At 69.6% G+C, this 20418-nt stretch carries 14 protein-coding genes; 2 read left to right on the top strand and 12 right to left on the bottom strand.

Features of this window, described 5'->3' with window-relative positions; all coding sequences use genetic code 11:
- Positions 1-110: 110 nt before the first annotated feature.
- Positions 111-1544 (bottom strand): pyruvate kinase, encoded by a 1434-nt coding sequence (pyk, locus tag NE857_RS11865; protein WP_254421027.1) that lies wholly within the window; start codon positions 1542-1544, stop codon positions 111-113.
- A gap of 163 nt (positions 1545-1707) precedes the next feature.
- Between pyk and NE857_RS11860 the strand changes: the two genes are divergently transcribed.
- Positions 1708-2418, top strand: a complete 711-nt coding sequence (locus NE857_RS11860; RefSeq protein ID WP_254421026.1) for a maleylpyruvate isomerase family mycothiol-dependent enzyme — start codon at positions 1708-1710, stop codon at positions 2416-2418.
- A gap of 154 nt (positions 2419-2572) precedes the next feature.
- Here NE857_RS11860 and NE857_RS11855 read toward each other — a convergent pair whose 3' ends face one another.
- The 4 genes from NE857_RS11855 to gltB all read right to left on the bottom strand — a co-directional run bounded on the left by NE857_RS11855 (position 2573) and on the right by gltB (position 10050).
- Positions 2573-3466, bottom strand: a complete 894-nt coding sequence (locus NE857_RS11855; protein WP_254421955.1) for a prenyltransferase — start codon at positions 3464-3466, stop codon at positions 2573-2575.
- A 72-nt stretch (positions 3467-3538) separates the two neighbouring features.
- The gene (locus NE857_RS11850; protein WP_254421025.1) at positions 3539-3916 is read right to left on the bottom strand and encodes a DUF2784 domain-containing protein; all 378 of its coding nucleotides are present in this window, start codon (positions 3914-3916) and stop codon (positions 3539-3541) included.
- 95 nt (positions 3917-4011) lie between these two features.
- On the bottom strand, positions 4012-5466 hold the full coding sequence (locus NE857_RS11845; protein ID WP_254421024.1) for a glutamate synthase subunit beta: 1455 nt from the start codon (positions 5464-5466) through the stop codon (positions 4012-4014).
- A gap of 27 nt (positions 5467-5493) precedes the next feature.
- A complete protein-coding gene (gltB, locus tag NE857_RS11840; RefSeq protein WP_254421023.1) occupies positions 5494-10050 on the bottom strand; it encodes a glutamate synthase large subunit in 4557 nt (1518 codons plus the stop codon).
- 590 nt (positions 10051-10640) lie between these two features.
- Between gltB and NE857_RS11835 the strand changes: the two genes are divergently transcribed.
- Entirely contained in the window at positions 10641-12509 is a 1869-nt protein-coding gene (locus NE857_RS11835) for a bis-aminopropyl spermidine synthase family protein (RefSeq protein WP_254421022.1), read from the top strand.
- A gap of 147 nt (positions 12510-12656) precedes the next feature.
- On the opposite strand, the gene NE857_RS11830 is transcribed toward NE857_RS11835, so the two are convergent.
- The 7 genes from NE857_RS11830 to trpB all read right to left on the bottom strand — a co-directional run bounded on the left by NE857_RS11830 (position 12657) and on the right by trpB (position 20339).
- On the bottom strand, positions 12657-13499 hold the full coding sequence (locus NE857_RS11830; protein WP_254421954.1) for a hypothetical protein: 843 nt from the start codon (positions 13497-13499) through the stop codon (positions 12657-12659).
- Positions 13500-13946: 447 nt separating this feature from the next.
- Positions 13947-15131: a hypothetical protein gene (locus tag NE857_RS11825; RefSeq protein ID WP_254421021.1), complete on the bottom strand. Its 1185-nt coding sequence runs from the start codon at positions 15129-15131 to the stop codon at positions 13947-13949.
- A 105-nt stretch (positions 15132-15236) separates the two neighbouring features.
- Positions 15237-16355: a prolipoprotein diacylglyceryl transferase gene (lgt, locus tag NE857_RS11820; RefSeq protein ID WP_254421020.1), complete on the bottom strand. Its 1119-nt coding sequence runs from the start codon at positions 16353-16355 to the stop codon at positions 15237-15239.
- Positions 16356-16410: 55 nt separating this feature from the next.
- Positions 16411-17394, bottom strand: coding sequence for a DsbA family protein (locus tag NE857_RS11815; protein ID WP_254421019.1), 984 nt, complete (start codon positions 17392-17394; stop codon positions 16411-16413).
- A 77-nt stretch (positions 17395-17471) separates the two neighbouring features.
- On the bottom strand, positions 17472-17981 hold the full coding sequence (locus tag NE857_RS11810) for a MauE/DoxX family redox-associated membrane protein (RefSeq protein ID WP_254421018.1): 510 nt from the start codon (positions 17979-17981) through the stop codon (positions 17472-17474).
- Positions 17982-18309: 328 nt separating this feature from the next.
- The gene (trpA, locus tag NE857_RS11805) at positions 18310-19122 is read right to left on the bottom strand and encodes a tryptophan synthase subunit alpha (RefSeq protein WP_254421017.1); all 813 of its coding nucleotides are present in this window, start codon (positions 19120-19122) and stop codon (positions 18310-18312) included.
- Positions 19122-20339 (bottom strand): tryptophan synthase subunit beta, encoded by a 1218-nt coding sequence (gene trpB / locus NE857_RS11800; protein WP_254421016.1) that lies wholly within the window; start codon positions 20337-20339, stop codon positions 19122-19124. The genes trpA and trpB overlap by 1 nt, the downstream gene beginning before the upstream one ends.
- Between the last annotated feature and the right edge of the window lie 79 nt (positions 20340-20418).

The raw sequence follows: 20418 nt of genomic DNA, 5'->3' as shown, positions 1-20418 counted from the left end.
GGTCGGCCCGGAGAGGTCGGCGCGGCTCAGTACGCCTTCCTCCGGGCCGGACCTGATGCGGCCCGTCATCGGCGCCCCGGCTCAGGGCGCCTGTTCACGCGTCAGCTGGTTCAGCTGTTACCGAGGGCGACGGCGTCGCCGAGTCGGTGGACGCGCAGGGAGTTGGTGGAACCGGTGGTTCCGGGCGGGCTGCCGGCGACGATGACGACCTTGTCACCCTTGTGGTAGTCGCCGAGCTGGAGCAGTTCGGTCTCGACCTGGCGGACCATGTCGTCGGTGTTGTCGACCCACGGGACCAGGTTGCACTCGGTGCCCCAGGTCAGGGAGAGCCTGCCTCGGGTGTTGGCCTCGGTGGTGAAGGCCAGGAGCGGGATGGGTGAGCGGTAGCGGGCCAGGCGCCTGGCGGTCTCACCGGACATGGTGAAGGCGACCAGGGCCTTGGCGCCGACGGTGGCGCCGATCTCGGCCGCGGCTCGGGCGATGGCTCCGCCGGTGGTTTCGGGTACCCGGTTGAGGATGTGCGAGGCGCGCAGGGATTCCTGTTCGGCGGCGCTGACGATGCGTGCCATGGTCTCGACGGTCTCGATGGGGTACTTGCCGACGCTGGTTTCGCCGGAGAGCATGACGGCGTCGGCGCCGTCGAGGACGGCGTTGGCGACGTCGGAGGCCTCGGCGCGGGTGGGCCGGGGCGCGCTGATCATGGATTCGAGCATCTGGGTGGCGACGATGACCGGTTTGGCCTTGTCGCGGCAGCGTTCGATGGCGCGCTTTTGGACCATCGGGACGTTTTCCAGGGGCAGTTCGACGCCGAGGTCGCCGCGGGCGACCATGACGCCGTCGAAGACCTCGATGATGTCCTGGAGGCGCTCGACCGCCTGGGGCTTTTCGATTTTGGCGATGAGGGGGACGGTGATGCCCTCCTCGTCCATGATGCGGTGGCACTCTTCGGCGTCGGCGGGGCTGCGGACGAAGGAGAGCGCGACCATGTCGACGCGTTGGTGCAGGGCCCAGCGCAGGTCGTCCTCGTCCTTTTGGGTGAGGGCGGGGACGCTGACGGCGACTCCGGGGAGGTTGAGTCCCTTGTGGTTGGAGACGGTGCCGCCGTAGATGACGCGGGTGTGGACGTCGGTGCTGGTGGTTTTGGTGCATTCCAGCACGACGCGACCGTCGTCGATGAGGACGCGGTCGCCGGGGCGGACGTCGTTGGTGAGCCCCTTGTAGGTGGTGGAGACGCGGGTTTTGGTGCCGGGTGCGTCTTCGATGGTGATGGTGAACTCGTCGCCGGCTTCGAGTTCGACGGGTCCGTCGGGGAAGGTTCCCACGCGGATTTTGGGTCCTTGGAGGTCGGCGAGGACCCCCACTGCTCGGTTGGCGCCTTCAGCGGCCTGCCTGAGGTTGGCCAGGCTGGCGCTGTGGTCGTCGTGGGTTCCGTGGCTGAGGTTGAGTCGTGCGACGTCCAGGCCGGCGTCCACGAGTTGCCGGAGTGTTTCCAGACTCGAGGTGGCGGGGCCAAGGGTCGCAACGATTTTTGCTCGACGTGTCACGTGTATCACTTTAGAGCGTCTGGGGGATGGAGTGGTCTAAACCAGGTTGCGAATGCACGTATGTGAGGTGGAGTTGGGGCGAACGTGGTGACCCTGGGTGAGGGGTGTTGGATGTGGGGCGTGGCCTGTTGGTGGCGTTTCGTGTTCGTTGAAGGGGTTGCCGATGCTTGATCGTTCTGTGGTGGTGTCCGCTCTTGAGTCGGAAATCGCGGTGTTGCAGGGTGTTCTTCTTGGTTTGTCGGATTCTGAGGTGGAGTTGCCGACCCGGTGCGCGCCGTGGGACGTGGCGGCGCTGTCGGTACACACGGTGGGTTCGCTGAACCAGGTGTTGGTGGCTTTGGACGGAAGTCCTCCCGAAATTTCGGACGGGCTGGTGTCCGCGGCGGGGTACTACGTGCCGGAGGTGCGCTTCTCTCCCGAGGTGAACACGGCGCGGGTGGACAGTGCGATGGGGCGGGCGGCGCGGCGTGCGGACGCTGCGGAGCCGGGGCGGGTACTGCGGGAGACGTGGCGCGCGCTGGCGGAGCGTTTGGTCGGGGAACCGGTGGGCCGGACCATGGTGACGCGCCACGGTGATCCGATGTTCCTGACGGACTTCCTGGTGACCCGGGTCGTGGAGCTGGTGTTGCACGGGGTGGACATGGCGGACGCGCTGGGCCGGGAGCCGTGGACGAGCCCGGCCGCCCTGGGCGTGGTCCGCGAGGTGCTGTTCGAGGGGGTGGACCCGGCGGAGCTGGAGCGGCTGCTGCCGGGCCGGGCGGGTGCCGCCGGGGGGCCGCTGGCGGCGGTGCGCGCGGTGACGGGCCGGGCGGGTTCCGAGGCGGACCGGGCCGCCCTGGAGGCCGCGGGCGTGCGGTTCCTGGCCCTGGGCTGATTCCAGGGCCCGGACGGCGGATTTCCCGTTCCTTCCCCCGTTGATCTTGCTACCAGAAGCAACCTCGGCCGGGGTCCTCGACGAGACCCTCGTTGCAACAACCACGTGGCCCGAAGGCGCCGTAATCGCCTCTGGTAGCAAGATCACCGAGGGCTCAGCCGGCGCGGCGCGGGCGGGGCAGGTCCGGTTGGACTCGGCTGTAGGTGCGCAGGATGCGCAGGCGCTGGATGGTGCGCATGCCCTCGCATTCACGGGTGGCGGTGGTGTCCCAGTGGTCGCAGCAGGCGTCCCAGCCGCCGTCGGCGCGTTGCTGGTTCTCGAAGGCTTCGAGGTTGCGTTCGATCTCGGTGTCGCTGAAGAGCGGGCGGGCGATGTGGTCGGGGTGGCAGGCGAGGTCCAGTGGTGTGTGGACGTGTCCGGTGGTTCGCGGGTGGACGTCGAAGACGGCGCGGATCATGCGGGCGATGTGGTTCATCGCGCTGATGGCGCGGGCTCGGTCGGGGACGTACTGCAAGAAGGCGCAGATGCCGATGGCTTCGTGCGGGTCGGTCCAGTTGAGGCCGTCGATGTGCTTCCAGCAGTAGGCGGTGGCTCGGTCGCGCCAGGGGTGGGTGATCTTGTTCTTGTGGAGTAGGCCGGTGATCATCGCGGTGATGTCGAGGCGGCTGCGGAAGTCGTCGGTTTTCTGGTACCAGGGTGCGGCTTCGGTGTAGCGGACGTTGGGCAGGACGACAGGCAGGCCGCCGTCGTCGTTGCTGACCGAGGCGAGGTGGCGGCAGACACCTTGGCCGATGCCCTCGGGGATGGTGCCGAGTTCGTCCAGGTAGCGCAGGGCGATCTCGGTGGCGGCGGGTTGGCTGGCGTGGCCGCGTATGTCGGGGTCGAGGGCGTTGCCGTAGCCGCCGTCGAGGTTGCGGTGGGCGGCCAGGGCTGCGCGTACGGGTTGGTCTGATCCGGCTTGGAAGTGGTAGGCGAAGCGGTGCCGGTCGACGAGCCGGGCGCTGCGCATGACGAAGTGGTCGGCGGCGAGGTAGGAGTCCCAGGTCACTACGGTCATCTTCTGACCGTAGGCGGCTGTGAGCTGGGCGTGAATAGCGTGGCCGGGATCCAGCCGCGATCTTTACGCGCGGTTCTCTGCCGTCTTGCGTCTTCGTTGCAGGTAAAGGGCTCCGGCCCAGGAGACGGCCACGCTGAGGGCGACGAGGAGTTGGGCGGTGAGCAGGTGTTCGGCGGGGTAGATGACGCCGGTGAGGTAGTGCTCGATGAAGCCTTCGGGTGGAAGGCCGGCCTGGCCTGCCTGTTCTCGGCCCCAGTTCTCGACGTGAGTGAGGGGGCAGTCCCAGCCGATGACGGTGATGCCCAGGGCGTAGAGGGCGCAGGCGAGGTGGGGCCAGAACATGGGTGGCCAGCGCCAGGCGAGGTAGCCACCGATGATCACGTAGACGAGGAAGGCCATGTGCAGGACCATGGCGCCTTCGCCGATGATGCGGTAGACCATGCGTCGATGCTAGAACGCGTACCGGGCGCGGGGTAGACCCCCGCGCCCGGTACGTTCGGTATTCGTTTGTGTCTGGCCGTGTGCCTGTACAGCGCTTACACGAGCGGGCGCTCGGTGGGCGGGATGGCCACGGGCAGGGTGGTGTCCTGGGTGAGGTAGCGGTCCACGCCGGCGGCGGCGGAGCGGCCCTCGGCGATGGCCCAGACGATGAGCGACTGGCCTCGGCCCATGTCGCCGGCGCAGAAGACGCCGTCGACGGTGGTCTTGTAGTCGTTGTCGCGGACCACGTTGCCGCGGCCGTCGAGTTCGACGCCGAGCTGGTCGAGCATGCCCTCCTTCTCGGGGCCGACGAAGCCCATGGCGAGGGTGACCAGGTCGGCGGGGATCTCGCGTTCGGTGCCCTCGACCGGTTCGAAGCCGTTCGGGCCGCGCTTGACCTCGACGAGCTTGAGGGCGCGGACGTTGCCGTCCTCGTCGCCCAGGAACTCCAGGGTGTTGACGGAGTAGATCCGCTTGCCGCCCTCCTCGTGGGCGCTGGTGACCTTGTACAGCATCGGCATGGTGGGCCAGGGCTGGTGGTCGGGGCGCTTGGCGGGGGGCTTGGGCATGATCTCGAGCTGGGTGACCGAGGCGGCGCCCTGGCGGTGGGCGGTGCCGACGCAGTCGGCGCCGGTGTCGCCGCCGCCGATGACGACGACGTGCTTGCCCTCGGCGTGGATGGGGGCGCGGTCCAGGTCGCCTTCCTGCACCTGGTTGGCCAGGGGCAGGTACTCCATGGCCTGGTAGATGCCCTTGAGTTCGCGACCGGTGGCGGGCAGGTCCCGCCACTTGGTGGCGCCGCCGGTGAGGACGACGGCGTCGTTGTCGGCTTTGAGCTGGTCGACGGTGAGGTCGACGCCGATGTTGACGCCGGTGCGGAAGGTGGTGCCTTCGGCGCTCATCTGGGCGAGGCGGCGGTCGATGTGCCGCTTCTCCATCTTGAACTCGGGGATGCCGTAGCGGAGCAGGCCGCCGATGCGGTCGGCGCGCTCGTAGACGGTGACGTCGTGTCCGGCGCGGGTGAGCTGTTGTGCGGCGGCCAGGCCGGCGGGGCCGGAGCCGACGACGGCGACCTTCTTGCCGGTGCGGTGGGTGGGCGGCAGTGGCTTGACCCAGCCTTCCTCCCACGCGCGGTCGATGATGGAGACCTCGACGTTCTTGATGGTGACGGCGTCCTGGTTGATGCCGAGGACGCAGGCCGATTCGCAGGGCGCCGGGCAGAGGCGGCCGGTGAATTCGGGGAAGTTGTTGGTGGCGTGCAGCCGTTCGATCGCTTCGGCCCAGTCGTGGGTGTGGACGAGGTTGTTCCACTCGGGGATGAGATTGCCGAGGGGGCATCCGTTGTGGCAGAAGGGGATGCCGCAGTCCATGCAGCGTGAGGCCTGTTTGGTGACGGTTCCTCGGTCGAAGTCCTCGTGGACCTCGCGCCAGTCCTGGATGCGGACGTCGACGGGGCGGTGCTTGGGGAGCTCGCGCTCGGTGATCTTCAGGAAACCCTTGGGGTCAGCCATGGTTGTTCCTCCTTTCGTGTGCTGACTTCAGGACTGCGCGGAGGCCATGACGGCCTCGTTGACGTCGCGTCCTTCGCGTTCGGCTTCGGCCTGGGCGAGCAGGACGCGCTTGAAGTCGCGCGGCATGACCTTGGCGATGCGGTCGAGGCCCTGGTCGCCCTGGGCCAGGAGGCGTTCGGCGACGGTGGAGCCGGTCAGGGCGTGGTGGCGGGTAAGGGCGTCGGTGAGGAATGCGCGGTCCTCGCCGGTGAGCTCCTCGATGTCGACCATTTCGCCGTTGACGCGTTCGGTGTTCAGGTCCAGGACGTAGGCGGTGCCTCCGGACATGCCGGCGGCGAAGTTGCGTCCGGTGCGGCCGAGGATGACGGCGCGGCCGCCGGTCATGTATTCGCAGCCGTGGTCGCCAATGCCTTCGACGACGGCGAGGGCGCCGGAGTTGCGGACGCAGAAGCGTTCGCCGACGATGCCGCGGAGGAAGATCTCACCGGAGGTGGCGCCGTAGCCGATGACGTTTCCGGCGATGATGTGGTCCTCGGCGACCAGGGTGGAGCTTTCGGCGGGGCGGACGATGACGCGGCCGCCGGAGAGGCCCTTGCCGACGTAGTCGTTGGCGTCGCCGGACAGGCGCAGGGTGATGCCCTTGGGTACGAAGGCGCCGAAGGACTGTCCCGCGGATCCGGTGAAGGACACGTCGATGGTGTCGGCGGGCAGGCCGGTGGCGCCGTAGCGCTTGGTGACCTCGTGGCCGAGCATGGTGCCGACGGTGCGGTTGACGTTGCGGACCGGGAGTTCGAGCTTGACCGGCTGGCCGAAGTCGAGTGCGCCCTCGCTGAGCTGGATGAGGGTGTTGTCCAGGGCCTTTTCGAGGCCGTGGTCCTGGCTGCGGCGGTGGGCGCGGTGGTCGCCGGCGATGGGCTCGACCTCGTGCAGGATCGGCGACAGGTCCAGGCCCTGGGCCTTCCAGTGGTCGACGGCGTCGGCGGTGTCGAGCAGGTCGACGGAGCCGATGGCCTCGTCGAGGCTGCGGAAGCCGAGCTGGGCGAGGTACTCGCGGACTTCCTGGGCAATGAACTCGAAGAAGTTGACGACGTACTCGGCCTTGCCGGAGAACCGCTCCCGGAGGGCGGGGTTCTGGGTGGCCACACCCACGGGGCAGGTGTCGAGGTGGCAGACGCGCATCATGACGCAGCCGGAGACGACGAGGGGTGCGGTGGCGAAACCGAACTCCTCGGCGCCGAGCAGCGCGGCGACGAGGACGTCGCGGCCGGTCTTCATCTGGCCGTCGGCCTGGACGACGATGCGGTCGCGCAGGCCGTTGAGCAGGAGGGTCTGCTGGGTTTCGGCGAGGCCGAGCTCCCAGGGGGTGCCCGCGTGCTTGAGCGAGTTGAGCGGCGAGGCGCCGGTGCCCCCGTCGTGGCCGGAGATGAGGACGACGTCGGCGTGCGCCTTGGACACGCCGGTGGCGACGGTGCCCACGCCCGCTTCGGAGACCAGCTTGACGTGGACCCGTGCGGCGGGGTTCGCGTTCTTGAGGTCGTGGATGAGCTGGGCGAGGTCCTCGATGGAGTAGATGTCGTGGTGGGGCGGCGGCGAGATGAGGCCGACGCCGGGGGTGGAGTGGCGGGTCCGCGCCACCCACGGGTAGACCTTGTGGCCGGGCAGCTGGCCGCCCTCGCCGGGCTTGGCGCCCTGGGCCATCTTGATCTGGATGTCGTCGGCGTTGCTGAGGTAGTGCGAGGTGACGCCGAAGCGGCCGGAGGCCACCTGCTTGATGGCGCTGCGGCGCAGGTCGCCGTTGGCGTCGGGGGTGAAGCGTGCGGGGTCCTCGCCGCCCTCGCCGGTGTTGGACTTGCCGCCGAGGCGGTTCATCGCGATGGCGAGGGTCTCGTGTGCCTCGGCGGAGATGGAGCCGTAGGACATGGCGCCGGTGGAGAAGCGCTTGACGATCTCCGAGACGGGTTCGACCTCGTCGATGGGGACGGGCTCGCGCACGCCCTCCTTGAGGCGGAAGAGTCCGCGCAGGGTCATGAGCTTCTCGGCCTGGTCGTCGACCTTGCTCGTGTACTCCTTGAAGATCTCGTACTTGCGGCTCCGGGTGGAGTGCTGGAGCTTGAAGACCGTCTCGGGGTTGAACAGGTGCGGTTCGCCCTCGCGGCGCCACTGGTACTCGCCGCCGACCTCGAGGCGCCGGTGGGCGTTGGGGGTGGCGGTGTGGGCGCGGCGGTGGCGGATGGCGACCTCTTCGGCGAGGACGTCGAAGCCGACGCCGCCCAGGCGGGAGGTGGTGCCGGTGAAGCAGCGGTCGATGACGTCCTGGCCCAGGCCAAGGGCCTCGAAGATCTGGGCGCCGGTGTAGGAGCTGACCGTGGACACGCCGATCTTGGACATGATCTTCAGGACGCTCTTGCCGAACGCCTTGACGACGTTGGCGACGGCCTGGTCGGCTTCGATGCCACCGATGACACCGCGCTCGACGAGGTCGCGGACGGTCTCCAGGGCCAGGTACGGGTTGACCGCGGAGGCGCCGTAGCCGACGAGGAGGGCGACGTGGTGGGCTTCGCGCACGTCGCCGGCCTCGACGAGCAGGCCGACTTCGGTGCGGGCCTTCTCGCGGACCAGGTGGTGGTGGACCGATCCGGTGAGCAGCAGTGACGGGACGGGGGCGCGGCCGGAGTCGGCGGCGCGGTCGCTGAGGACGAGGATGTGGGCGCCGTCGGCGATGGCCGCGGAGACCTCGGTGTTGATCTCGTCCAGGCGGTCGGACAGGGCGTCGCCGCCGCCGTCGACGGGGTAGGTGCCGTCGACGGTGAAGGTCTTCAGGGCGGGGTTGGTCTGTCCGGCGGCGACGATGGCGGCGAGCTGGGCCTGGTCGACGACCGGGGTGGGCAGCACGAGCCGCTGGGTGTCGCCGGGAGCCGCGTCGAGGATGTTGTGCTCGGCGCCCAGGAGCGTGGAGAGGCTGGTGACCATTTCCTCGCGGATGGCGTCCAGCGGCGGGTTGGTGACCTGCGCGAAGTTCTGCGAGAAGTAGTCGAAGAGCTGGCGCGAGCGGTCGGACAGGGCGGCCACCGGGGTGTCGGTGCCCATGGAGCCGATCGGCTCGGCACCGGTGCGGGCCATCGGGGTGAGGAGGATTCGGAGCTCTTCCTCGGTGTAGCCGAAGACCTGCTGGGCGAGGTTGAGTTCGGTGACCGGGGTGGGCTCGGCCTCGGGGAGGTCGTTCAGGCGCAGGACGCCGGAGTCGATCCACTCCTGGTAGGGGTGCTGGGCGGCGAGTTCGGCCTTGATCTCCTCGTCCTCGATGATCCGCCCCTGGGCGGTGTCGACGACGAAGATACGGCCGGGCTGCAGGCGGCCCTTGCGCACGACGGTGGCGGGGTCGATGTCCAGGACGCCGGCTTCGGAGGCCAGGACGACGAGGCCGTCGTCGGTGACCCAGTAGCGGCCGGGGCGCAGGCCGTTGCGGTCCAGGACGGAGCCGACGAGGGTGCCGTCGGTGAAGGACACCGAGGCGGGGCCGTCCCAGGGCTCCATGAGCGTGGAGTGGTACTCGTAGAAGGCCCGGACGGCCGGGTCCATCTCGGTGTGGTTCTCCCAGGGCTCCGGGATCATCATCAGGACCGCGTGCGGCAGGGAGCGGCCGCCGAGGTGGAGGAGTTCCAGGGCGTCGTCGAAGGAGGCGGTGTCGGAGTCGTCGGGGTCGACGATGGGGAAGATGCGGTTCAGGTCGCCGGGGATGAGGTCGCTGGCGAGCTTGGCCTCGCGCGAGCGCATCATGTTCCGGTTGCCCTTGACCGTGTTGATCTCGCCGTTGTGCGCCACGAAGCGGAACGGGTGGGCGAGCGGCCAGGACGGGAAGGTGTTGGTGGAGAACCGGGAGTGGACCAGGGCCAGACCGGAGGCGTAGCGGCGGTCGGACAGGTCCGGGAAGAACGGCTCCAGCTGCGGGGTGGTGAGCATGCCCTTGTAGGCGATGGTGCGCGGGGACAGGCTCGGGAAGTAGACGTCGGTCTCGTGCTCGGCGCGCTTGCGGACGCAGTAGGCGTGGCGCTCGAGGTCGATTCCGGCGAGGCCCTCGGTGGTGGTGCCCTCGGTGCCGGTGATGAAGATCTGTCCGAAGTAGGGCATGACCTCGCGGGCTGCGGGGCCGCTGTACTGGGGCTCGAAGGGTACCTCGCGCCAGCCGAGGAGGGTCAGGCCCTCGTCGGTGACGATGGTGTTGATCTTCTCCACGGCGGCGGCGCGCTCGGCGGCGTCGGAGGGGAGGAAGCCGATGCCGGTGGCGTAGGTGCCGGCTTCGGGGAGCGGGAAGTCGCAGACCTCGGTGTAGAGCTCGTGCGGAACCTGGGTGAGGATGCCCGCGCCGTCGCCGTCGTCGGGGTCGGCGCCGGAGGCGCCGCGGTGGTCCAGGTTGCGCAGTACGGTGAGCGCCTTCTGCACGATGTCGTGACTGCGACGTCCAGTGAGGTCGGCCACGAAGCCCACACCGCAGGCGTCGTGCTCGAAGGTGGGGTCGTACAGGCCCTGGGGTGTGGCGGTTGCGTTCGTTCGGACGGACGAACGCCGCACGTTTCCAGCAGGCATCTACCCTCCTGTCGTCTTAGATCGGCTTCGTGAAAAGCGCATCCGGGACGACATTGGCCCTGCTGCGTACGTGATGCTGTTGTGTCCGCCCGGTGGGGCGGGGGCCCGGCTGTGCGGGTGCCCGGCCGGTTCACCGTCTCGCGTACACGTCCTCGTGTCGCCGGTGCTGGTCGGACTGCCCGCTGCGGGCAGGTTCTCTTATACATGCTGGTCCAGCCACGATGCGAATCGTAGGTCTAGACCAGGTGGCGCCGCGGTGCGCCGTCGGTCAGTGCGTGCCCGATCCGTGGAAGGTGACACGTGTCCCTCCCGGATTCGCATCCGGTGAAGGCTGGCCTAGCCGGTTTTTCCACCAGGGAACCCCGCTAAACCTCCCAAAGTGGGTAAAACGCCGACCGGGGGCCGATTCTTCACCCGAGGCACACGAACACAGCGCGCCGCGAGCCCACATTACCTCGGCGTTAACGCCGCACCCAAGGGGGGAGGAAGTGACCAGGGAAGTGATATCTCCCTCATCCGGCATGAACCACCCCGGGCCGAGTCACCGCTGAGCCACCGGTGGAGCCCGCGTGACATGGGAGGATCGGCAGATGGCAGGACACCCGATTTCCCCCGGCCCGGACGAGACCGGCGCCACCACCGCTGACAAGACCACCCGCGTACCGGGGATCCCGGTTCTGGAAACACCCGCGGCCCCCCGGCCCAACCAGCATCCGCCCCTCCCCGAGGCGGCACAGAACTTCCTGCGCGAGCACGGCACCGACGCCCCGCGGCCCAGGATGATCCTGGCGCTGCTCTCCGACGGCCGTTGGTGGAGCGCCAACGACCTCGTGCGCGCCAGCGGTGTCGCCTACGCCGTGGTCTCCTCCCTGCTCAAGTCCCTGGACGAGGCCGGGGAGCTGGTGCGCGAGCCCGAGCGCGACCGGTGCCGGCTGCGGCGGCCCGCCCACTACAACGGCGCGAACGCCCCGATCCTGGCCGACCCGGTGGCCCACCTGCTCTCGGAGCACCCCCGGGCCGCCGCCGAACTGGTGCGCGCGGTCCATGAGGGCCCCTCCTCCGACCTGGACCTGGACCATGTGTCGGCGACCGCCGAGACCGCCCTGCGACGGGCGCTGTTCCTGGCCACCCGGTTCGACCTGAGCCAGCGCACGCTGCTGTGCGTGGGCGACCACGACCTGACCTCCCTGGCGCTGGCCCTGGTGCAGCCGGGGGTGCGGGTGTCGGTGGTGGACCTGGACGAGCGGGTGCTGGCGCACATCGACGCGGTGGCCGAGCGGCTGGGGCTGCCGGTGCGCACCTACAGCGCGGACCTGCGTCTGGGGCTGCCCGCGACGCTGCGGGAGAGCGCCGACCTGGTCTTCACCGACCCGCCCTACACCCCCGACGGGGTGGAGCTGTTCGTGCGGCGCGGGGTGGAGGGGCTGTCCGACCCCAAGCGGGGCCGGGTGCTGGTGGCCTACGGGGCCAGTGAGACCACCCCGAAACTGGCCGCCGCCACCCAGGCGCGCATGGTGCGTTCGGGGCTGCTCATGGAGGCGGTGTGGCCGGACTTCAACCGGTACCTGGGCGCGGAGTCGATCGGTGCCGCCAGCGACCTGTACGTGCTGCGGCCGCTCTCGCGCACCCTGCTCTTCGCGGGCGGGGACGCCTCCCGGGTGTACAGCCAGGGGTCCAACGCCAAGGAGGCCAAGGGCGGGCTGACCCTGGAACGGGCCGCCGCGGTGCTGGAGCGGGTGTCCGATCTGCTCAGGGGTGAGAGCGCCGAGGCCGTGGAGAGCACGCAGGACCCGGCGAACGCGGACGGCGCCGAGAAGGACGAGAAGGCTGACCAGGCCGACATCGCCGCGGGTGCGGCCGCGCCCGCCCTGGTCGGTGACTGGCCCCGCGAGGTCACCAAGGACGTCCGGGTGCGCCTGTCCACCTGGATGGACTCCCCCACCGCCGTCGGGGCGTGCGCGGTGGTCAACCTGACCGGCGGGTGGGATCGGTTGGCCCCCCGGGTGGCGCTGGCCGCGACCACGGACGAGACCTTCGTACTGGTGCCCTCCTCCTCGCGGTGGGTGCGCGACGAGGCGGGCCAACGCGAGTTCCGTGCCCTGGTCGAGCCCGGATCGCGGGTGCGGTTCCTGCGGGGGCTGGGCGCCCCGGACCTGACGGCGATCCGGTTGAGGCGCAACCCCGAGCCGGGCGGGAGCACCGGGCGGCTGCTGGCCCACGTGCAGGGGCGCGCACACGGGACGCTGACCACCACGATGCGGACCGGGCTGGTGGAGGTGGCGGCCTGGCGGGGGCGGCCGACCAACAAGCGCACGGCCCGGCACGCGGTGGCCTCGGCTCCGGGCTGGCTGAGCGGGCACAGCCTGCTGGACCTGCCCGAGCACCGGTTCTCGGAACTGCGGGTGCTGGCCTCGGAGCTGGTGGCCCGGGTGGAGGAGCTCCAGCAGGCCAAGGGCTGAGCGGGAACACGCGGTCAGCCCCGAGCAGGCGGTCAGCGCCAACAGGCGGTCAGCGGTGAGATGACGGGGGCGGGGCCCGGTGGAAGGTGACTTCCACCGGGCCCCGCCCCGTGTGCGCTTCGGTTGTGCGTCGGTCGCCGCCCGCGGCTACTCGCCGGGGTCGACCGGCTGCTCGACCTGCTCCTCGATCGGGAGCTCCTCCTCCAGGGGCGGGTCCTCGACCAGTTCCTCCTCGGTGCCGTCCCCGGCGCCTTGCTCGGTACCGGTCCCCTCACCGCCGCCGACCTCGCCGATGCGCCGGAAGAAGGGGTTGCGGAAGTTGGCCAGGGTCACCAGCGGCGCCACCAGGCTGACGCGCTCCTCCACCGATTCGGAGTCCGTGGGCTGGACCCAGACCACCACGAGGTAGTGACCGGTGATGATCGCGTCGGCGGCGCTGTAGCCGGCGCCGAGGCGGTCGAAGGGGTCGTTGCCCGAGGGCGGCAGGACGAACCCGGGGTCGACCGGTTCCTCGTCCTCCTCGGTCTCGGGCAGTTCCATGGCCTGGGCCACGGCGCGGCTGTCCTCGATGTCAGCCAGGTTGAACACCGTGACCACACCGAAGATGTCGTCATCGGAGACGTAGGTGGCGCGGCCCGCCTGGGTGCAGTCCGCATCGGTCAGGGCCTGTTGGAGCCCGTCGCCCCAGACCGCGGCCGAGCAGTCCTCGGTCAGGTCCGAGTCGCGCAGGGTGAAGTCCAGGCTCTGGCCCGAGATCTCGGAGTTGTGCCGTTCGAACAGCTCGCCCTCGTTGAGCGGGCGGGTGTCGTCCTCGCGCGAGGACAGCACCACGTTCATGTTGCTGTCCCGTGAGTCCTGGATCCGGTACAGGGCCGGGCGGGTCTCCTGGGCGGCCTGCTGTTCGTCGTCGCCGCCGGTCAGGTCGAAGAAGAGCACCGTGCCCAACGCGACGAGCGCCACGACCAGCGCGCCGACCAGCAGGGGCAGCATGCGGCCGAAGCGGCGGGGTTCCTTCTTGCGTCGGCCGCCGCCCTTGCGGCGACCGCTCGCACGGTCCGCACTGTTCTCCGCCCGGCCCTGGGCGGACTGGGCGGACTGGTCTGCCGCGGCCGAAAGCTCGGCGGGCTCGCTGTTTTTCCTCCGGCGGCCCGGCCTGCCAGGCGTCGGCGGTTCAGAAGGGGACACCCAAAGGACCTTTCCGTGGATGCGGGCCGGTCACGCGAAGTGACCGGCCCGGTTGCGCTCGGGATGTGGAGGGGGACCACTCCCCCTCGTCACGACCCTCGGCCGTGTTCCTCGGCGTCCGCGGAACCGGCGTCCGCGGAACACGTCCTAGCGGGAGTGGGTCGATCTGTCCGAGATCCTATCGGGGCGTCCGACAGGGCCGAACAGTTCTGTCGCCACCGCTGGGCGGGGCTCCCCCGTCACTGCTCGCGCCTACTCCTCCTCTTCTGCGGGTCGGTTCGCCACGACCTCGTCGTAGACGAAGCTGAAGGCGCTCTGGGAGACCACGCTCGCGGTGGCGATACCGGGGTCGTCCCCGGGCGGAGAGCCGTCGGTGGCCGCGACCCAGTACACAGCCAGGTAGTGGCCCATGACCTGGGTGCTGGCCTGGCTGTAGCCGTCCCGGAGCCCCTCGACGCCCTCGGCCTCGCGGGTCAGCAGGAACCCCGCGCCGGTCTCGGCGTTGGTCGGGTCCAGTGCGGCGGCCACGTCGGTGGCGCCTTCGCTGTCGGAGAGGTCGAACAGGGTCACCTGGGCGATGTAGTCCCCGTCGCCGTCGGTGTAGACACCGGAGGCCGCGTTGAGGCAGTTGGCGTCCAACAGGCTCTGGCCGAGCTGCTCTCCCCAGACCAGGGAGGTGCAGGAGTCGGTGACCTCGGAGTCGCGCAGCTGAAGGTCCATCCCGGCCATGTCGAGCTCCTCGACCGAGCCGAAGACCGACTCCTGGGTCATGGGCTCGGCGTCTTCGGCCCGGTGTTCGATGGGGCCGAAGACCGCGGGGTTGTCCGGCTCGAACAGGTACGAATCCGGTGTGATGGTGCTGTGCCCGTCGGGCGGGGCGACGATGCTGTCCTCACCGCGGTCGGTGTTGCCGCCGGCCCCGGTGAGGAGCTGGTAGCTCAGCACACCGAGGAGGGCGACCAGCGCGATACTGAAGGCGCCGAGCAGCACGCCGAGCACGGCGGTGCCGCGCTTGCGCTTGCTCTGTTCGGCCAGGGTGTAGACGATCTGGTTGGGTCGCTCCCCCAGGACCGACACCTTCTTGATCGCGGACGCCGAGAAAGCGGAGACGCGTCCCACGCCCTTCTTGTCCTTGCCCCTGTCCTTGCGCCGGCTCTGGCGGCCTCCGGAACGACCGGGCTCCTCGGCCCGGCCCTGCTCTTCGTAGTCGTCCTCGTATCCGGCGTCGGGATCGTCGTCATAGCCGTCGTGCTCGGCACCGGACCTGGACGAGGTGTGGCCGTACTCGGCGGAGAAGTCCTCCTCCGGATCGTACTGCTCCTCGTGTCCTTCCTCGGTGCCGTAGTCCTCGACGTACTCCTCGGTGCGGGCGCTGCCGGCGCGGCGTGATCCGCCGCGCCGACGTCTGCGTCCGGGACCGGACTCGGCTCTGCTCACGGTCTTTCTCAATCGTCAACCCGTGGTCTGCTCGACTGGTGCGGGAAACGCCGTACGGCGCGGTCGGCCACGGGCCTGTGCGCCGGGCTTCGGTGTTCTCCCGCTCTATTCGGGCTTCGACCCGGAGTTTTTCCCGTCGCCGTCCGCGCCGGCGTCGTCCTCCGTGGAGCCCTCGCTACTAGATCGCTCAGGGCTCGGGTGGTATTCCGTTCCGGCTCCCTCAGAAGAGCCCGTGTCCTGGTCGAACACCGAATCATCGGTGTCCACGGCGCTGTAGACGGTGCCTTCGTCAGCCTTCTCACTGTCGGTTGTGTCCCCGAACACCTGGGTTCCGGCGTCGTGGCCGTGCGGGACGACGGCGGTGGAGAAGGAGTCGAGGCGGCGGCCGGCCCAGACGAAGTAGGCGAGGGCGCCGAGGAAGACGACGATGGAGGTCCAGTTGTTCAGGCGCATGCCGAAGAAGTCGTTGGCCGGGTCCACGCGCAGGTACTCGATCCAGAACCGGCCGACGCAGTAGCCCATGACGTAGACGGCGAAGAGGCGTCCGCCCTGGAGGGAGCTCTCGAAGCGGCGTCCGAGGTAGGCCAGGAGGACGGCCAGGACCAGGCACCACAGGGATTCGTAGAGGAAGGTGGGGTGGTAGGTGGTGACGCCGACCTCCATGCCGGCGCGCATGTGGCCTTCGGGGGTGGGGGAGATCTCCAGGGCCCAGGGCAGGTCGGTGGGGCGGCCGAACAGTTCCTGGTTGAAGTAGTTGCCCCAGCGGCCGATGGCCTGGGCGAGGGGGATCGTGGGGGCGATCGCGAAGGCGAGCTTGGACATCGACAGTCCGCGCTTGCGGGCGACCAGCCAGACGCCGACGGCCCCGAGGGGGACGGCGCCCCAGATGCCGAGGCCGCCCTCCCACACGTAGAGGGCGCGGATGGCTTCGCGGTCCGGGCCGAAGTACAGGTGCGCGTCACTGATGACGTGGTAGAGGCGGCCGCCGATCAGACCGAGGATCACGGCCCACACGGCCATGTCCATGATGGTGCCGGGTTCGCCCCCCATCGCCTTCCAACGGCGTTCGCTCCAGAAGACCGCGACGATGACCCCGGCGAGGATGCACAGGGCGTAGAAGTGGATCTGGAACGGACCGATGGGGATCGCGTTGATCTCCGGGCTGGGAATGGCCGCGAGGGCGCGGCCGAACTCGGCCGCGCCCTCGGAAGCTGTCGACGACAATGTCACTGCTCTGCTCTCGGGTTCGCCCCGCGTGCGGGGGGTCTGTTCAGGGGTTCTACTCCGTGTCGCCCCCGTCGTCCTCGCCCATGGGCCGGGTGTCGACTTCGCCGTCTCCGGCGGAGGCGATCGCCTCTTTCAGGCCCCGGGCGGTCATGGCGGTGTTGTTGTCGAGCAACTCGCCGTTGATGTAGACGGAGGGGGTGCCGCGGAACTCGTTCTCTCCGCTGTAGCGAGTGTAGGCCGTCCCGGTGGCGTCGATGATCTCGCCCGTGTAGGTGCCCTCCAGGAAGGAGGGGTCGTGGCCGTTGTCCGCTCCCCAGCTGATGAGGTCGGTCAGGACCATGGGGCCGATGTTCTCCTCGCCGATCTGTTCGGTGGCGTCGACGGTGAGATCGGGCAGGAAATCCTCGGTGAACTCGGTGACCACGGCGGCTTCGGCGTCGAGGCGTTCGTCGAACTCCGCGGCCTGCTCCTCGGTGGCGTCGGTCTCACGGAACCACTCCTTGAGGTTGCTGACCGTGTAGCCCTCGTTCTCGGCGTTGGGCTGGTTCTCGAAGAGGAGGTCGTTGTACTCGACGAAGACGCCGTGGTCGGCGGAGGCCCGGCCCGCGGCGGCGGCGCGGAGTGAGTTGGAGCTGGTGGGCACGGGCTGCTGGGCGAAGATGCTGACCGTGCGGTAGTGCACGATGGCGTTGCCTTCGGCGGCCTGTTGCTTGAGGACGTCGCCGTTGTGGAGTTCGAACTGGCGGCAGGCCGGGCACTGGTAGTCGGCGTAGACCTCGACCACGGGGGCGGAGGCGCCCTCCTCACCCATCACGACGCTGCCGTCGTCCTGGAGGGTCTGGGCGGCCAGCGGTCCGTCGTAGCCATTGGAGCGGTCGGAGTTGAGGATGGCGAAGCCGATACCGACGATGAGCACGACGACTGCCACGGCGGCGCCGACGACGATCAGGGTCCGGTTGCGTTTGGCGGCCCGCTTCTCCTTCTCCCGCTGTTCCCTGAGTTTCTCGCGGGAGCGCTTGCGCGCTTCACTCCCCATGGTCTTCCTCTGTTTCTGGTTCTACTTGGGGTGGTCGACCGTCGTTTCGGGTGATCCGGTGGGCACGTGTTCCGGGGTCACCGGAAGAGCCCGAGGACGCGGTCGAGGGCGAAGGGGGAACGGGGCCAGATCGCGATGAACGCGCCCATGGCGAAGAAGGCGATGTCGCGTGCGATGGAGGTCCCGTAGGTGGTCTCGCCCGGTTCGACCTGTCCGCCACCGCCGAAGCAGCCGCAGTCGATGTTCAGGCCGCGGGCCATCGCGGAGAGGATTCCGGCGATGAAGACGACCATGAGCAGGGCGCTGACGGCGCCGGCGTAGCGGGTGGCCAGGCCGATCAGGAGCAGCAGGGCGAGGGCGAGTTCGAAGAGGGGGAGGGTGTAGCCGATGAGCTGGGCGACCTCGGTGGGGAAGAGGTCGTAGGCCTCGACCGCCTGCACGGACAGGGCGGGCGGGAACTTGGTGACGGCGGCGGTGATGAGGACGGCGGCGAGGCCGATCCGGCAGGCGAGGGTGAGCCAGGGCTGGACGGTCTCCCAACGGGTGGGCTGCTGGGTGGTGAGGGCGTCGTCGTTGGTGTCCGTCATCTTTCAGGCCTTCGGGAGAGGGGGTCGGTCGCACGCGAACCATGGCTTTGGGTGCGCTTTTGGTCGCTCTGAGTATCGGAGCTAAGCCTACTGTGTGTAGTGACCCTGCGACACGGGGCGGTGGGCTCCGGTGCGGGGCGAGAGGTCCCGGGGCGGCGGGGACACCGCCATCACACCACCGAATCGCTTGCCGGGTGGCTGTTTCGGACGGTTTCGGGGGTCGCTCTCACCCGATTCTCACGCTTTTAACCTTGTGCTTGACCAGGCACAAAGAGACGGTGGGCCGCCCCTGGAAGAGGCGGCCCACCGCAGGAGTCGAAGGTTTCTCTTATCGGGACCGGACGCCCCCGGCGAGGTCCTCGGCGAAGGAGCGGACGGCGATGAGTCCGGTCTCCAGGTCCGGGGCGTCCAGGATGCGCTGGCAGAACCCGGCGCCCACGATGACGCCGTCGGCGTAGGCGGCGACCTCGGCGGCCTGGGCGGCCGTGGAGATGCCCAGGCCCACGCAGATCGGCAGACCGGAGTCCTCGGTGACCTCGCGGGTGCGGCGCACCAGGGTTTCGGCGGTGTCGGCGACCTGGGTGCGGGTGCCGGTGACGCCCATCAGCGAGGCCGCGTACACGAACCCGCTGCAGGCGCGGGTGGTGAGCTCCAGGCGCCGGTCCGTGGAGGAGGGCGCGACCAGGAAGATGCGGTCCAGCCCGGCGGCGTCGGAGGCGGCGAACCACTCGTCGGCCTCCTCGGGGATGAGGTCGGGGGTGATGACCCCGGCCCCGCCCGCCTTGGCCAGTTCGGTGGCGAAGCGGTCCACGCCGTAGCGCTCGATCGGGTTCCAGTAAGACATGACCAGGGCGGCGGCCCCGGTGGCGGCGGTGGCCTCCACCACCCGGAAGACGTCGTCGGTGGTGGTGCCCGAGGCCAGCGCCTGGTCGGCGGCGCGCTGGATGGTGGGGCCGTCCATCATGGGGTCGGAGTAGGGCAGGCCGACCTCGATGACGTCGCAGCCGCCCTCGACCATGGCCTGGATGACCCGGATCGAGGAGTCGACGTCGGGGAACCCGGCGGGTAGGTAGCCGACGAGTGCGGCGCGGTCGGCCTCGCGGGCCTGGGCGAGCTTGGTCTGGAGTGTGGTCGCGGCCATTACGCCTGTCCCTCCGAGTCGACGAGGCCGAAGTAGGCGGCCGCGGTGTTGACGTCCTTGTCGCCGCGCCCGGAGAGGTTCACCAGGATGACGGCGTCGGGTCCCAGGCGCTGGCCGAGCTTGAGCGCTCCGGCCAGCGCGTGGGCGCTCTCGATCGCGGGAATGATGCCCTCGGTGCGGCAGAGCAGCTGGAAGGCCTCCATGGCCTCGCTGTCCGTGATGGGCTCGTAGGTCGCCCGGCCGGTGTCGGCGAGGTGGGCGTGTTCGGGGCCCACCGCCGGGTAGTCGAGTCCGGCGGAGATGGAGTGGCTGGGCAGGGTCTGACCGTATTCGTCCTGGAGGACGAAGGTGCGGGCCCCGTGGAAGACGCCGGGGCTGCCCGCGGTGATGGAGGCGGCGGTCTGCTCGGTGTCGGCTCCCGCTCCCCCGGCCTCGAAGCCGTACAGGGCCACGCTCTCGTCGGGGATGAAGGCGGCGAAGATCGCGATGGCGTTGGAGCCGCCGCCGACACAGGCGGCGACCGCGTCGGGCAGCTTCCCGGTGAGTTCGAGGACCTGTTCGCGGGCCTCGGCGCCGACGGTGAAGTGCAGGTCGCGCACGAGCTTGGGGAAGGGGTGCGGTCCGGCCGCGGTCCCGAAGAGGTAGTGGGTGTGGTCGACGTTGGCCACCCAGTCGCGGAAGGTCTCGTTGATCGCGTCCTTGAGGGTGCGGCTGCCGATGGTGACCGGGACGACCTCGGCGCCGAGCATGCGCATGCGGGCGACGTTGAGCGCCTGGCGCCGGGTGTCCTCCTCGCCCATGTAGATGCGGCAGTCCAGGCTCATCAGGGCGCAGGCGGTGGCGGTGGCCACGCCGTGCTGGCCGGCACCGGTCTCGGCGATGACGCGGGTCTTGCCCATGCGCTTGGCGAGCAGCGCCTGGCCCAGCACGTTGTTGATCTTGTGCGAGCCGGTGTGGTTGAGGTCCTCGCGCTTGAGCAGGATGCGGGCGCCACCGGCGTGCTTGGCGAAGTTGCGGGCCTCGGTGAGCAGGCTCGGGCGTCCCGCGTAGCTCTTGAGGAGCTCGTCGAACTCGGTGTGGAAGGCCGGGTCGTCCTTGGCCTTGGCCCATTCGGCCTCGACCTCGTCGAGGGCGGCGATGAGGGCTTCGGGGGCGAACCGGCCGCCGAAGCGGCCGTAGTGCCCGCGGTCGTCGGGCACCGGTTGGGCGTGGCTCATGGGAAGTTCTCCTGGGAAAGAGGAGGCCGACCGCGGAAGGTCCCCCCGGGGCGTCGCGCCGCGGGGGGCCGCGCGCCGA

The sequence above is a fragment of the Nocardiopsis exhalans genome (assembly GCF_024134545.1).
GTDB lineage: Bacteria > Actinomycetota > Actinomycetes > Streptosporangiales > Streptosporangiaceae > Nocardiopsis > Nocardiopsis exhalans.
The sequence above is the reverse complement of the archived record's forward strand: the minus strand, read 5'-3'. Positions and strand labels throughout refer to the sequence as shown.